Source organism: Lentilactobacillus hilgardii (assembly GCF_009832765.1).
Taxonomy (GTDB): domain Bacteria; phylum Bacillota; class Bacilli; order Lactobacillales; family Lactobacillaceae; genus Lentilactobacillus; species Lentilactobacillus hilgardii.
The window spans coordinates 982679-996891 of the sequence record NZ_CP047121.1; the positions used below are offsets into that span (position 1 = coordinate 982679).

Here is a 14213-nt window from a genome sequence, read left to right on the forward strand (position 1 = left end):
CAAAATACGCCCGTGGTTTTTATTGATCAAACCTCTGATTTAAAAATTTGGTAGATTGGTGCACCTTCACATTGTGCCGGAATCCTGGTTCCGAGTAGTAATGCGATTGTCGGGGTGACGTCTACTTGGCGAATAACCCGATCTGTTGTGAATTGGGACTTGATTCCTTTTCCCGAAGCAATAAAAACCGGTGAGACCGATGTTTCAAAGTAACCTTCAGCCGTTGTCAAACCGTCACCATGTAATCGGTTGAATCCTTCTTCAACAGTGAAAAAGATATCGCCACATTCGGGACCGCTGGCACCTAGAATAATGGCATCCTTATTTCTTAGTGCAATACCAACAACACGTTTACCTGTCCTTGGATCGCGGTAATTATAGAGATCTGAAATGATTTTTTCTTCAAGGTCGTATTTATCTTTAGGGTCTACGATGCCGTGTTTATCACGGCCTTTCAAATTGACGTAAACGTAATTACTTCTGATTTGAACAGCGGTTGTCTTTTCCCAATCAACTTCGTCAATCTTTTGACCATTCTCATCTGTTTTGAGAGTGGTATAGCCTAGATCTTCCATGACCTGGGTGTTAAGGCCGCCATACTCACCCAGAATAGGCGGGACGTTTTCACCAACTAATAGGCCGTGATCTGAAACGACCAGGATGGTATAGCCTTCATCCAAATAATGCAGGAAGCGGCCCAGATAAGCATCGGTTTGTTGGTAGACACGCTCGATAAATCTCTGATAGACTTTCTCATCGGTATCCTTCCAAGGAGCCAAAGTTTTCGCTAAATGCCAGAGTTGATGGCCGGCACAGTCGACGTTGTGAAGATGGCTGAAAACTGCGTCGAAGTGTTGATTGTCTAGTAAGTAGGCAATGCTGTCAGCCTGCCATTGGCAATAAATATCCCAAGAGGGCAGAAAAACTTTTTCAACCAATTCAGGATCTTCACCGCCAATTAAGCTTACCGGTGGCACCGGACCAACGTGAGCAATGACTTCATCATAAAGGGCACTGGGCTGCCAAAGCATTTTGTTGGTTGTATCCAAGGCGTTGCTGATCCACAGACGGAGTGTTTTGCCATCCGGACTTAATTCAAGCAGTTTATAAGAACGACAGCTTGGTTTGGTACGGCCTTTTTTTGTGGCATTATCGATGATGCCGGATACCATTTTGTCTTTGGGAATTGTCACAAATGGATCGGCGCCATCTTTTGTATGATAGAGAGTGACGGTATCGTAACTATCGTGGTGACTTTTTGTGATCAGACCGTAACGGGTTTCCTGACCGCCGGAAATCAGCACTGTAAATTGAAGACTGTCTTCCGGTACATGTTGCCAATCATCGGCTGGTTTGATGGGTGTCATGACGATGTCATATGCAACTTTTGCGCCGATCATCATTTCAGTGTCCTCAAGAGACTTGACGTAAGTCCGAATTTCACCGCCTTTTCTGGATTCGTCTCCCCACCAAATCTCCATCATTTCGTCCTCATCGTCAGAATGGTCCTTTGCCGGTTGATTTGAAACAACTTCTTGAAGATTGGTGATGTTGCAGCCGACGCCGGCAGCTTTTTCGGTATGTGGAATATAGCGGGGCTTATCAAGTTCTGATGAGCCATAAATAATCTTTTCCCAATCCATTTGAGCAACGCCCATGTTAACAGAACCGGGTTGGGTGCCGTCAACAACGTTTAGCAACGGATTATCTGAAGAAGCCGGCCAGGAACATCCCGGCCAGTGCCAAACCAGCGTTTTTAAATTATTTTCGACGGTACAATTCCAGATTTGCTCAGCTTTACAATTCCGAGAATCCATATTGTAGACAACGGCATCCAGGCTATCCGGAGATTGGCGCCAGTAATCGGTAATGCCATGGGTACCCGGATAGGCACCGGTTGCCAATGTTGTCCAGCAGGGTGGGGTGATGGTGGGATGTGCTCCAAGCATTTCCTGTCCGGCCCTTGATGATCCCGCTTCAAGGTACTTCTTGATGTTGGGCAGTTTGCCCTCCTTAACCAAACGGTGGGTTGTTCTGGCGTCCATGCCGTCGATTCCCAGTACAATTAGTTTGTTTGTTCGTGCATTTCTTGTCATTGTGATGGCCTCCCCGATACATAAAAATCAGAATTGATTTCTTGAATGACACCCATGATAGGTGGGGAGTCGGTCTTTTAGTACCCCTCAAATATCGATGGGGGGTATGGTTGATTTCGATAGTGAATCGAAGGATAGTTATTCTTTATCATTGGAATTTGTATAGCTGATATTGTTTTAACTCACAAAGCCACCGGAATTAAGATGCTTTTGATAGGTAAAGACTATGGGAAAATGATTGCCTTTTATCAAAAAATCCAGTATCTTTTTTCCAAGCAAACAAATTGCGTTGAGGAGAAGAGTAACTAAACAGCCTCATTCAAGAGATCCCGGATGATGAGAAAGGGAATTGGGTTGTTTGGCGAAGATGAGCTCTGAGCTATCAGTTGGTAGATTTAGCTGGCTGGTCGGAAAAGTCGCCGTTATCAGACCGGGTTTTATTTTAGAACCGTTGAGGTATTATTTGTGAGAATAATACAAAGTTAGGGTGGTAACACGTCAAAGCGTCCCTTTATTTGTCAAATGATTGACAGGTAAAGGGGCGCTTTTATTTTTGAAATGGAGTCGTGATTGATATGAAGTTAGAGCAATTATATTTACTGAACGAAGCCGTTAAGTACGCGTCGATTTCAGATGCAGCCAAGAATAATTATATGTCCCAATCCTCGATTAGCCATGCCATTATCAGTTTGGAAAATGAACTGCAGTCAAAATTATTGACCCGAACGTGTACCGGTGTTTCTCCGACAGTGGTGGGACAGGCGGTTTTAAAACAAGTCCAGACAATTATTAAAAGCGTTCAAAATATTCAAGCGCTATCAAAACCGGGACGATTTATCGATGAAATCAAGCTTGCCTGCATTCCGTGTTTGAACGACTGGATTGTCCCGACGGTTCTCAGTCAACTTCAAATGGCCGATGGCAAGGCTTCTGTGTCCGTTAGTACCGAGGAAAGCGGCAGGATTGTTCGTGAAATTTCAAGTAGGCAATCCGATTTTGGCATTGTGATTAATCATCGCGGGTCGGGGAAGGTTGACGATCTTGTGTATGAACCCTTATTTCATGATCAATATGTCTTATATGTCGGTCGTCATTCACCACTGTTTGGAAAGGAAAACGTCACATATGAAACCTTGTTGGCGCAGCCCTACATTGCTTATAAAGATGAGTTTCGAAAAGAAAATGGTGGCCTGACCAATCTGATGAGGTCAGGTCAACAACCTAACGTTCAGTTTAGAACGGATAGTCTTGATGCGATTAAAAGCTTAATTGCAAATGACCGCTACGTTGCGTTTTTTCCGCAGTACATGTCACAAAATGATTACTACTTGCAGTCGAAAATGATTCGAAAAGTCAGGATTATAGATCAGCCGTTGGACTTTGAGGTTGGTTCCATCAGCAATAAAAAGTACCCGCTTAATGACCAGAACAAGTTATTTCTGGCAACGTTAAAGCAAGTGGTTAATTCTCGGACTTTTATGTTAAATCAATCAAAAGAAGGTGACTCATTATCAGTAAATTAAAAAATAGATATTTCCTTAGTTCGACAACGGGAATCTTGATTTTGCTCATGTGGTTGTTAGTGACTTGGCATGGTCGCATCTCAAGTTTAATCATTCCGGCGCCGAATGCCGTATGGACCAGTTTTATCGATTTGCTGCAAAACGGCTACAAGGGACATACATTGTGGCAGCATTTGTGGGCAAGCCTGCAACGCCTGTTCATTGCCTATTTTGCGGCTGTCTTATTTGCAATTCCACTGGGTTTGGTAAGTGGTTATTCACGAAAGGTCAGGGCGATTTTTGAACCGGTTATTACATTTTTGCGGCCCCTACCGCCTCTTGGGTACTACACGATTATCATTCTGTGGATGGGTACTGGGAATACATCAAAAATTGTTCTACTGTTTCTTGGCGCGTTTTCGCCAATATATGTCTCATGCGTTGCCGGTGTCAGTCGGGTTAAAATTGATTACCTTAATCGGGCAAGAACACTTGGCGCCAACCAGTTTCAGGTATTTAGTCACGTTGTTTTACCGGCATCGCTACCGGATATCTTTGTTGGTTTGAGAAATGCCATGAGCGTTGCCTATGCGACTTCTGTAGCTGCCGAAATGGTTGCGGCAGGATCAGGTATTGGCTGGCTGGTATTGGATGCCAGCAAATATTTGAGAAGTGACGTGGTCTTTGTCGGCATTATTATCATGGGTGTCACCGGCATTTTATTGGATACCATATTGTTGCTTTTAGAAAAGAAAGTTGTCTTCTGGGAAGGCAAAGATTGAATTGGAGGAAACTGAGATGAAAAAGGTTAAGGGATGGGTTGGCATAGCAATTGTTTTAACGGGCGTTTTACTGGCAGGGTGTGGTCAATCCAAAGCGGATTCGGCTAAATCAGCAAATAAGGATCCACAGACGGGACAAGTCTATCCAAAGACGGTGAAGGTTGGGTTAATTGAAGGCGGTCCTGAATCGGCTATCTTACAAAAAGAACATTATCTTAAAGGCATTGGCACAAAAGTAAAAACGACCAGTTACTCAACTGGAACGGATCTTAACAATGCTTTTGTGTCAAAGGACCTTGACGTTGCGTCGTTTGGTTCATCCCCTTATGCACTCGGTGTGGCAAACGGTGTGCCTTATAAGGCAGTGGGCGTACCATATGTAGAAAGCGGTAATATTGAGGCTTTGGCTGCGAAGAAATCGGCGTCTATTAAAAAAGTAGCAGATTTAAAGGGTAAAAAGATCGGTGTTCCCTTTGCAACGACTTCCCACTATGCTTTGTTAAAGGCTCTCGCATTGGCAGGATTAAAGCCCAGTGATGTGACATTGAAGGACATGGACGGTCAAAGTATTGTTGCAGCCTGGAAACGCGGCGATATCGATGCAGCTTATATTTGGAGTCCGGCCTTGGATGAGATTGCAAAGACCGGCAGGATTCTGACAAATGATGGTCAATTGAAGAATAAAGGTGTCATCATTCCGGAAGTTGCCGTCTCAGGTAACGATTTTTCTAAAAAATATCCGACACTGGTTAAACGTTATGTCCAAGCTTTGATCAAAGTTCAAAATCTTGTAAAGACAAATCCTAAAAGGGCCATTCAAGACGTTGCAAGTTGGGAAGGCATTCCGACAGCAAATGCCAAGAGTCAAATTACCGAAAATGATTGGTTATCAGGAAACGAGCAGGCTGATTACCTCGGATCGGACGGGAAACTAGCGGACATTGTTAAAACAATTACCGACTTCCATAAAGCGCAAAAAAACATTTCCCAAGCCCCAACTAAATCCACGATTAATGATGCGATTGATGGCAGTTTTCTCCAAAAAGCTTTGAAATAAAATTAGTTGATTGATTATGAAAAAATGAGGTGATGATGATGCTGGAAGAACAAACAGAATCAGGTCAACAGTTAATTTCTGTTGATCAAGTGACTTTGGATTATGGTGGTAAAGGTGGCACATCTCCCGCAATAAAGGACGTGTCATTAGATATTTACCCGGGTGAATTTGTGTGTGTCATGGGGCCGAGCGGCTGTGGTAAAAGTACACTACTTAAAATTCTGGCGGGCTTTATTAAGCCAACGAGCGGGTCTGCTCAACTCAATGGCCAACTCATTGACGGTATTGATTCGCAAAGGGGTGTTGTCTTTCAAAATGCGACATTATATGATTGGTATTCCGTTAGAAAAAACGTTGCCTTTGGACCTAATATGAAGCACGTGGCCAAAAAGATTATTGATGCCGACGTGAAAAAGTATCTGGCGGAAGTCAAGTTAACGGGGTTTGCGGATAAAAAAGTTTTCGAATTGTCCGGTGGCATGAAACAGCGGGTCGCAATTGCCAGTGCGCTGATTAATAAACCCGAAATTCTGTTAATGGATGAACCATTTGGCGCACTGGATGCGCTGACCAAAACCCAAATGCAAAATTTAATTCGCCGAATTTGGTTTCGATCTCAGAACACAATTTTCTTTATTACCCACGATGTTGATGAAGCACTTTTGTTGGGAAGTCGGGTTGTTGTCATGTCAAAACATCCAGGCCGAGTGATCGCTGATTTCCCGGTGAACTTTACCGAAACCATTTTGAACAGTCAGACCGACTCGACACGTTACAGCAAATCGTTTCTACAGCGGCGAAAGTATATCTTGAACCTGATCAGCCAGGATGAAGAGGCGTCCTTTTAGCAGTTCATATTCAAACAAGCGTGGTATTCGAGGGTCACAATAGAAGACCTTCGAGTATCACGCTTGTTTTGAATGCGATGGTTAAAAAAGATGGTTTAATTAAAGTTTGAGTTCAATAGCCGTTGAAATGGCTTAATTCAAATCTTCGGAAATTTCTTTTGCCAATGTATGGGTATAGTAGACCGCACCGGTTAAATCAACGTGGACGCGATCACTGGCAAACCAGCCGGCATGCCCTTTACTGGCTTTGTACCAATTGACAACGTGGACATTTGCATGTTTTTTAGCCGTTTTCTTGATTAAATGATTAGTCGTATTTTGCCATTTTCTTGGAACCCGTGTGTTGATCCAAAAGATTTGCCGTTCCTTGCCAACGGTTTTGAGAACCGAATTAATGTCTGCCTGGGTTGGCGGCCCATTTGTCCCCAAATTAATCACCACGTACCTGGCAAGGTGGCCGGTTGCCCTTAACTGGCGGACAATTCCGGGAAGTGAATAAAATTGCCGGCCAACAGAACCACTAACGGCACTATGTGGGAAGACGTGTTTAATGTTCGGCTTAACGTCTACCATAACCGAGTCGCCAATTGCCGTTAAATGGATTTTACTGGCGGTTCGAGTTTGGAGCTTTGTTAGATGATAATTGCGGGAGACACTTTTCTCGCGAGCAGTTAAGTGGAGTTTGGCTGTCTTTGCCTGGACTTTAGTTGTTGAAAAGATGTGATTATGCGCCGCCTCACTATTCCGATGATTGCCGGTTCCCAAGAACCCGACCTCCAGCAGGACAACTACGAGCGCGAATCCAAGTAGTGAGTATGTCATGAAAGCCCCTCGTGATTTTTGCATTTTCTCTCCTTATGAAGATAAGCTATTTCTTTAATGTTATTATTTAAAATCTATGATTTAGTATACAATATTTCGTTCATTTAACAAGTCACTTAGACGTGCAAAAATAAATCATTCTTTTTAACCATGTTATAGGATATTACATTGAGAAACGCATACCCCCGTTTAAACTGGTCAAGTTTGGCAATAAAGGGGCTAATGGCATTCTTTTGTTGACTATTTGGTTAAGAACGCTATAATTTAGACAATCAATGTTAGAAAAAGTCACACAAAGTGATATTTGGTCTCATAAATCAAGGAAAAATAGCCTCAAAGGGGGGATCTTGAAATGAAAATTCAAGTGGCAAGTGTCCAATTTCAACCGCAGCTTAACCGGGTCGCCTTTAACTTAAGGGCGATGGCGAAGTGGGTTAATCGAATTAAAAGTGAACAGATCGATATTAAGCTAATCGTCTTTCCGGAACTCAGTACAACCGGCTATGAGTGCGGGACAGGCTTTTATCAATTAGCCGAAACCGTTACCGGTCAGTCGGTTCAGTACATGCAAAACGTTGCAAAGCGGTACCACGTTTATCTGATCTTCGGCTTTGCCCAACGGGATCAAACAAACGCTGGAACGATTTATAATTCAACCATGTTAATTAACGATCAAGGACAGATTGTGGGTACTTATCAGAAGGTTCACTTATTTGATACTGAACAACGTTATTTCACACCGGGGAAAACGTATCCGGTGTTCAAAACAAAGATCGGGACAATTGGGATGATGATATGTTATGATACCTTTTTCCCCGAAGTGGCCAGAATATTGGCACTTGAGCATGCTGATCTTTTGACAATTTCAACCAACTGGGAACGACCCAGGATTCAAGACTGGGAGCTCTGTGTTCGGGCCAGGGCTTTGGACAATATCATTCCAATCGTTGCTGCCAATCGAATCGGGTTTGATAAGGAATTGGACTTCTTTGGACACAGCAAGATTATTGATCCGCTTGGAACGGTTATGTCAAGTTTGGATTCTGAACGACCGGGTTATCTTCAAGCAACAATCGACTATGAACAGACAAGGGGGCTTCGACATGGTTATTACTCGATTTATCAGGATGCACACCCTGAAACGTATTCTGAAAAATGGCATCTACAAGGAAACATGGATTCGAAAGATCCGAAAACAGCCGTGGTAAAGGCGGAAGATGCAAACTGAATGACATTTATTTTTTACTTTAATAATGATCAGCTAGCAATCTAATTGCTAGCAATATATAAATACGTATTAATTTATAGATAATCGTTAAATAAACATTAATAAACTAACGCACTATACCTCGAAAAAGTGATAAAATATCTTTGTTGTGAAATTTTTTAATTACTTGGAGGTATCATTATATGCGTTCTCAGAAATTAATTGTTCTAGGATTTCTATTAGGGGGAGCGTTTCTACTGAATCCCACTGCAAAGGCGAGCACTTATCACAGTGGGACCCCAAAGGCATTAAGGGGATGCTGGTATTTGGGGAAACAGTCTTATTTGGAATATTGGTCAAGACATACCGGTATGAACAATCTTCAATATTCATCGGCATACGGAGGCTACTTAAGACCAAATCCGTACGGCCTAACCTACGTTAAATATAAGTATTTAGGGTATCATACCTATCGACTGACCGGTTGGACGTATTCAACATCACAAGATTTCAGAGTGATTGATCCAACCAGTGAAAAGTACACGTACAATGTTAGGCTATTGAATAGCAAACAGTTGTATCTATGTGATCGAAACGTCACATATACGAAGTACACGACAACACCCGGATGGGTTGTTGATTAATTTTTTCACCCGATTATTGGTTAGGGATATCCCTAGTTTATTTCATATTAAAAGTCGCTATTGGATACCAAGTCCGAGGCGGCTTTTTTGATTTCGTCATTACTTAATGTGTATATTCTTTTATTGAGCGATAAAGATAAAAATACCTGTTCTACCAGTATTGGAATCGCAACCATTATTCAACTTTTAAGAAGAGAGAGTTGTTGATTGGGATAATGTTAGTGTTATCATCATTGATGAGAATGACACGTCTAAAATGTGAAAACAAAAAGAGAATGATTAAAATACGTGTTGACAATCTATGAAAATCCTTTGTATACTAGCACCAATCAATTTGATGAACGACGTGTTAATCACATGTTCAGTAACAACCAGCGAATTTTAAAGAAAGCATCGTTGATGAGAAGATGTATCTTCCTGGTAGGTGAAAGTGCATGTGAGCGAAAGTCCTTTTCGAGGGGCTTGGGAATGACTTCCCTTAAGAATGTCAGGGTATCAGCTTAAACGGTACCCATAGAGGTCATGCGTGCGAACGTGTGATGAATTTAGGTGGTAACACGGTAAAACGTCCTTTTCAGCTTTAGCTGAAGGGGGCGTTTTTTGTTCATCAAAATAAAATTGATCGGAGATGGTTAACGTGCATCAAAATCAAAGAACGTCAAATGTAAGTTGGCCACATTTATGGCTGACGGCCTCAAACTTATAAGATTTAAAAAATTCCGCTAACATCATTAATTTTAACCACATATCTTGGCCTTAACCCAAGAATAGGTCCATACCAACACATATGTATCATCACATAGATCCAAACTATTAATAAAACGAAAGGAGTTGTTTCAAATGACGATCATCAAATCAATTGCACCGGCAAAAGTTAACAAGGATTCATTTGAAGCAACTGCGTTATTAGCCTTATTACTTTAAAAAAGGACTCGGACATATTAGTCGGGCCCTATTTGAGAAGCAATGGGGCACTGCAGGTACCCCAGAATACTGGTGGTACTATTTTTTTACAACTTTTTCAGATTAAACAACAAACAAATTAAGGAGATCTTTATTATGACAAAACAAATTCAATTTTTCGATACAACATTGCGTGACGGCGAACAAACAATTGGTGTTAATTTCAGTGTTGAACAAAAGGTAGAAATTGCCAAAGAGCTTGAGAGATGGGGCGTTGATGTTATTGAAGCAGGCTTTCCGGTTGCTTCTCCGGAAGATTTTGAAGCAGTTCAAGCTGTATCACGGGCAGTTAAACGCACCCGAGTGACGGGCCTTGCGAGAGCACGCAAAGGCGATATCGACGCCTGCATCAAAGCAACAAAGGATGCCGCACACAAACAGGTCCATGTCTTTATTGCAACAAGTCCTATTCACCGTGAATCAAAGCTTCATATGACCAAAGACCAAGTGATTGCCTCGATTCGTGATTCAGTCACATACGCCCATCAATTCTTTGATATCGTTGAGTTTTCACCAGAGGACGCTACCAGAACGGAACCTGATTTCCTGGTTGATTCGATTGAAACCGCCATTCATGCCGGTGCTACCGTCATTAACATTCCGGATACCGTTGGTTATACGAATCCGGTTGAATTTGCCGAACTATTCAAGAATCTTCGTGAAAATGTTAAAGAATTTGATGACATTACCTTCTCCGTACATTGCCACGATGACTTGGGAATGGCTGTAGCCAACAGTTTGGCTTCTATTGAAAATGGTGCAACCAGAATTGAGGGCACAATCAACGGTATTGGCGAACGTGCCGGAAATGCCGCACTTGAAGAAGTTGCCGCTGCTTTGTACGTTCGAAAGGATTATTACAATGCAACCAGTAACATTAATTTGAAGGAGACCAAGCGTGTGTCGGATATGATCAGTGATTTTGCCAACATGCCGGTTCCTCATAACAAGGCGGTTGTTGGTGCCAATGCCTTTGCCCATGAATCAGGAATTCACCAAGACGGTATGCTGAAGAATCCACAAACCTATGAGATTCTAACACCGGAATCAGTTGGCGCAAACAAGACAACATTGCCACTCGGAAAGCTGTCAGGGTCACATGCAGTGATGGCTAAACTGAATACGATTGGTTATGACGTTGACCGCGATGACATGAAGAAGATCTTCCCGATTTTCAAACGGGTAGCCGATGATGAATCGATCGTAACAGAAGATGATCTTAAGAAAATTATGGACAAAGTCAAGGAGGCCGTTCACTAATGAGCCATTCAACTGCAAAAATTACGGTTTTACCAGGAGATTACATTGGCCCGGAAATTATGAGTGCGGGGCTGTCAGTTTTAAAAGCGGTTAGTGAAGGTGAATTTGATTATCAAATCGACGAGCAGCCCTTTGGCGGGGCCGGCATTGATCAGAAAGGCGATCCGCTTCCACAACAGACCCTTGAGTCAGCTAAAGCCAGTGATGCGGTACTCTTGGCTGCAATCGGTGGTCCTAAATGGGATAACGCACCCAAGCGGCCGGAGAAGGGATTACTCGCAATTCGTCAGGAATTGAACTTGTTTGCCAACATTCGTCCGACTGCAATCAGTCAGGCCATGCAAAAGTATTCACCCATTAAGCAGGTTGAACCGGTAGATTTCGTGATTGTCCGTGAGTTAACCAGTGGGATTTACTTTGGAAAGCCCAGAGAAATTGATGATCACCATGCCATTGATACGATGCGCTATACCGATGAAGAAATTCGGCGGGTTGCCAAAGTTGCCTTTGAAATGGCCGAAAAGAGAAAGCAGCATGTCACACTGGTTGATAAAGCCAATGTACTGGCAACAAGCAATCTTTGGCGACGGATTGTTGAAGATGTGGCTGCGGATTATCCGACGATTACTTACGATACCAGTTATGTGGATGCGGCAGCCATGAAGATTATCAGCGCGCCTGAACAATTTGATGTTATTTTAACCGAAAACATGTTTGGCGATATTTTAAGCGATGAATCTGCAGAAATTACCGGGTCATTAGGGACGATTCCGTCGATGAGCCGAGGCACAACCGGTCCTGCACTTTACGAGCCGATTCATGGTTCCGCACCGGATATTGCAGGTAAGGGCATTGCCAATCCGCTGTCCATGATTAATTCGGTTGCCTTAATGCTGAGACATTCATTTGATCGACCGGATTTGGCGGATGACATTGCCGACAGTGTCGACGCCGTGATCGAAAGTGGCAATGTCACTCCTGACCTGGGTGGCGGTTCAACAACCGACCAAGTGACAAGTGCCATTATTAATAAAATTCGTGAAAGAAGGAACGCATATGTCGAAAACGATGTTCGATAAAATTTGGGATAAACACGTTATTACCGGAAAAACCGGTGAGCCACAATTAATTTATGTCGATTTACACTTACTTCATGAAGTGACTTCACCTCAAGCTTTTGAGGGATTACGTGAAAATCACCGAAAAGTTCGCCGGACCGATAAAACCTTTGCGACAATGGATCACAACGTGCCAACTGTCGATATTTTTAACATTAAGGATGAAATTGCCAAAAAGCAGATTGATACCCTTCAGAAAAATGCGGATGAATTTGGTATTCGCCTCGCCGGAATGGGTGATAAGGATCAAGGGATTATCCACGTCATCGGACCCCAATTAGGATTGACACAACCCGGAATGGTGATTGTTTGTGGCGATTCGCATACAGCCACTCATGGCGCTTTTGGATCGATTGCTTTTGGCATCGGGACCAGTGAAGTCGAACACGTTTTAGCAACTCAAACTATTTGGCAGACCAAGCCCAAGACGATGGGCATTCATGTTCATGGGAAGCTGCCCAGAGGTGTTTATGCCAAGGACATTATTATGGGCATTATTGCCCGGCAAGGGGTTGCGTTTGGGACAGGATACGCTGCCGAGTTTTACGGCGACACCATTTCCAACATGGGTATGGAAGAACGAATGACCCTATGCAATATGGCAATCGAGGGTGGCGCAAAAATGGGAAGTGTTCATCCGGATCAAACAACCTTCGATTATGTAAAAGGTCGTCAATATGCGCCTAAGAATATTGATAAAGCCATTGACTACTGGAAGCAGTTCACGACTGATAGTGAGGATGCTTACGATCGGGTGATTGATTTTGACGTCAGTGATCTGGCACCTTATGTCACCTGGGGGACCAATCCCGGCATGGCAGTACCCGTTGATCGACAATTTCCCGAGATTAAGGATGACGATGATCAAAAGGCTTACGATTATGTTGGGTTAAAGCCGGGTGAAAAAGCGACCGATATTCCGATTAGATGGGCATTCTTCGGGTCCTGCACCAATGGTCGTTTATCAGACCTTAAAATTGCAGCAGCCATATTGAAAGGCCATCATATTGCAAAGGGATTAACAGCGTGGGTGGTTCCGGGTTCCCGGGCAATCAGGGAACGCGCCGAAGAAATTGGCATTGACAAGATTTTTAAAGATGCCGGTTGTGAATGGCGTGAACCCGGTTGTTCAGCCTGCTTGGGGATGAACCCCGATCATGTTCCGGCTGGTATTCACTGCGCGTCAACCTCAAACAGGAACTTTGAGGGTCGTCAGGGAGCCGGTTCAAGAACCCATTTGGCCAGTCCCGCAATGGTAGCAGCTGCGGCCATTCATGGTCACTTCATCGATCTTCGAAAGGAGCAGGTCTAAATGGAAAAAATTAATGTGATTAAGAGTACGTCAATTCCGATTATGAGGGACAATATCGATACGGATCAATTAATTCCAAAACAGTTTTTAAAGAATATTTTAAAGACCGGCTATGGCAAAAATCTATTCTACGATTGGCGTTATCAAAGCCCGAATAAACCAAATCAGGATTTTATTTTAAATAAACCCGAACGTCAAGGCGCCGAGATCTTGATTGCCGGTGACAACTTCGGCTGTGGTTCTTCCCGTGAACATGCGGTATGGGCACTAAAAGATTGGGGCTTTCGGGTCGTCATTGCAGGTGGTTACAGTGATATCTTTTATATGAACAGTACCAAGAATGGTTTCTTGGCGATTAAACTGCCTAAAGACCAACGGGAAATTTTAGCCCAGGCAGCACCGGACGAAACCATTACCGTTGATTTGCCAAACCAGACAGTCAGTTATCGGGACAATCAATTTCCCTTTGAAATTGATCCGCTTTGGAAACATAAATTCGTTAACGGATTGGATGATATTGCTATTACGATGAACTATGAAAAACAAATTGAAGAATACGAAGCAGAAATTCCCGACTTTGGTTAGGAATATGGATGTTTTTA

12 protein-coding genes are annotated in these 14213 nt (G+C 43.0%); 10 read left to right on the plus strand and 2 right to left on the minus strand.

Annotated elements, in window-relative coordinates; all coding sequences use genetic code 11:
* Positions 1–26 precede the first annotated feature (26 nt).
* Positions 27–2096 (minus strand): alkaline phosphatase family protein, encoded by a 2070-nt coding sequence (locus tag GQR93_RS04435; RefSeq protein ID WP_003552703.1) that lies wholly within the window; start codon positions 2094–2096, stop codon positions 27–29.
* Positions 2097–2671: 575 nt separating this feature from the next.
* On the opposite strand from GQR93_RS04435, the gene GQR93_RS04440 reads away from it, so the two are divergent.
* Genes GQR93_RS04440 through GQR93_RS04455 form a run of 4 tightly spaced genes read left to right on the plus strand, consistent with a single transcriptional unit; the run spans position 2672 to position 6285 of the window.
* A complete protein-coding gene (locus GQR93_RS04440; RefSeq protein ID WP_003552705.1) occupies positions 2672–3619 on the plus strand; it encodes a LysR family transcriptional regulator in 948 nt (315 codons plus the stop codon).
* Between the two features lie 47 nt (positions 3620–3666).
* On the plus strand, positions 3667–4380 hold the full coding sequence (locus GQR93_RS04445) for an ABC transporter permease (RefSeq protein ID WP_003552707.1): 714 nt from the start codon (positions 3667–3669) through the stop codon (positions 4378–4380).
* Between the two features lie 16 nt (positions 4381–4396).
* Positions 4397–5437, plus strand: a complete 1041-nt coding sequence (locus GQR93_RS04450) for a taurine ABC transporter substrate-binding protein (RefSeq protein WP_050757947.1) — start codon at positions 4397–4399, stop codon at positions 5435–5437.
* A gap of 38 nt (positions 5438–5475) precedes the next feature.
* Positions 5476–6285 carry an ABC transporter ATP-binding protein gene (locus tag GQR93_RS04455; protein ID WP_035444383.1) on the plus strand — a complete coding sequence of 270 codons (810 nt, stop codon included), beginning with the start codon at positions 5476–5478 and terminating at the stop codon, positions 6283–6285.
* A 132-nt stretch (positions 6286–6417) separates the two neighbouring features.
* Here GQR93_RS04455 and GQR93_RS04460 read toward each other — a convergent pair whose 3' ends face one another.
* On the minus strand, positions 6418–7131 hold the full coding sequence (locus tag GQR93_RS04460) for an SGNH/GDSL hydrolase family protein (protein ID WP_003552713.1): 714 nt from the start codon (positions 7129–7131) through the stop codon (positions 6418–6420).
* 328 nt (positions 7132–7459) lie between these two features.
* On the opposite strand from GQR93_RS04460, the gene GQR93_RS04465 reads away from it, so the two are divergent.
* The 6 genes from GQR93_RS04465 to leuD all read left to right on the plus strand — a co-directional run bounded on the left by GQR93_RS04465 (position 7460) and on the right by leuD (position 14196).
* Positions 7460–8335: a carbon-nitrogen hydrolase family protein gene (locus GQR93_RS04465; RefSeq protein ID WP_003552715.1), complete on the plus strand. Its 876-nt coding sequence runs from the start codon at positions 7460–7462 to the stop codon at positions 8333–8335.
* 182 nt (positions 8336–8517) lie between these two features.
* Positions 8518–8958, plus strand: coding sequence for a hypothetical protein (locus tag GQR93_RS04470; RefSeq protein WP_003552717.1), 441 nt, complete (start codon positions 8518–8520; stop codon positions 8956–8958).
* A 1059-nt stretch (positions 8959–10017) separates the two neighbouring features.
* Positions 10018–11181: a 2-isopropylmalate synthase gene (locus tag GQR93_RS04475; RefSeq protein WP_035444617.1), complete on the plus strand. Its 1164-nt coding sequence runs from the start codon at positions 10018–10020 to the stop codon at positions 11179–11181.
* On the plus strand, positions 11181–12260 hold the full coding sequence (leuB, locus tag GQR93_RS04480) for a 3-isopropylmalate dehydrogenase (RefSeq protein ID WP_003552723.1): 1080 nt from the start codon (positions 11181–11183) through the stop codon (positions 12258–12260). The genes GQR93_RS04475 and leuB overlap by 1 nt, the downstream gene beginning before the upstream one ends.
* The gene (gene leuC, locus GQR93_RS04485; RefSeq protein ID WP_035444385.1) at positions 12238–13611 is read left to right on the plus strand and encodes a 3-isopropylmalate dehydratase large subunit; all 1374 of its coding nucleotides are present in this window, start codon (positions 12238–12240) and stop codon (positions 13609–13611) included. The genes leuB and leuC overlap by 23 nt, the downstream gene beginning before the upstream one ends.
* Complete coding sequence (gene leuD / locus GQR93_RS04490) at positions 13612–14196, plus strand: 3-isopropylmalate dehydratase small subunit (protein WP_003552727.1); 585 nt, start codon at positions 13612–13614, stop codon at positions 14194–14196.
* Positions 14197–14213 lie beyond the last annotated feature (17 nt).

Coding starts and splice junctions, on each gene's coding strand:
- GQR93_RS04435 (WP_003552703.1), bottom strand. CDS start 2,096: ATGACAAGAAATGCACGAACAAACAAACTAATTGTACTGGGAATCGAC.
- leuC (WP_035444385.1), top strand. CDS start 12,238: ATGTCGAAAACGATGTTCGATAAAATTTGGGATAAACACGTTATTACC.
- GQR93_RS04440 (WP_003552705.1), top strand. CDS start 2,672: ATGAAGTTAGAGCAATTATATTTACTGAACGAAGCCGTTAAGTACGCG.
- leuD (WP_003552727.1), top strand. CDS start 13,612: ATGGAAAAAATTAATGTGATTAAGAGTACGTCAATTCCGATTATGAGG.
- GQR93_RS04475 (WP_035444617.1), top strand. CDS start 10,018: ATGACAAAACAAATTCAATTTTTCGATACAACATTGCGTGACGGCGAA.
- leuB (WP_003552723.1), top strand. CDS start 11,181: ATGAGCCATTCAACTGCAAAAATTACGGTTTTACCAGGAGATTACATT.
- GQR93_RS04450 (WP_050757947.1), top strand. CDS start 4,397: ATGAAAAAGGTTAAGGGATGGGTTGGCATAGCAATTGTTTTAACGGGC.
- GQR93_RS04455 (WP_035444383.1), top strand. CDS start 5,476: ATGCTGGAAGAACAAACAGAATCAGGTCAACAGTTAATTTCTGTTGAT.
- GQR93_RS04460 (WP_003552713.1), bottom strand. CDS start 7,131: ATGCAAAAATCACGAGGGGCTTTCATGACATACTCACTACTTGGATTC.
- GQR93_RS04465 (WP_003552715.1), top strand. CDS start 7,460: ATGAAAATTCAAGTGGCAAGTGTCCAATTTCAACCGCAGCTTAACCGG.
- GQR93_RS04470 (WP_003552717.1), top strand. CDS start 8,518: ATGCGTTCTCAGAAATTAATTGTTCTAGGATTTCTATTAGGGGGAGCG.
- GQR93_RS04445 (WP_003552707.1), top strand. CDS start 3,667: ATGTGGTTGTTAGTGACTTGGCATGGTCGCATCTCAAGTTTAATCATT.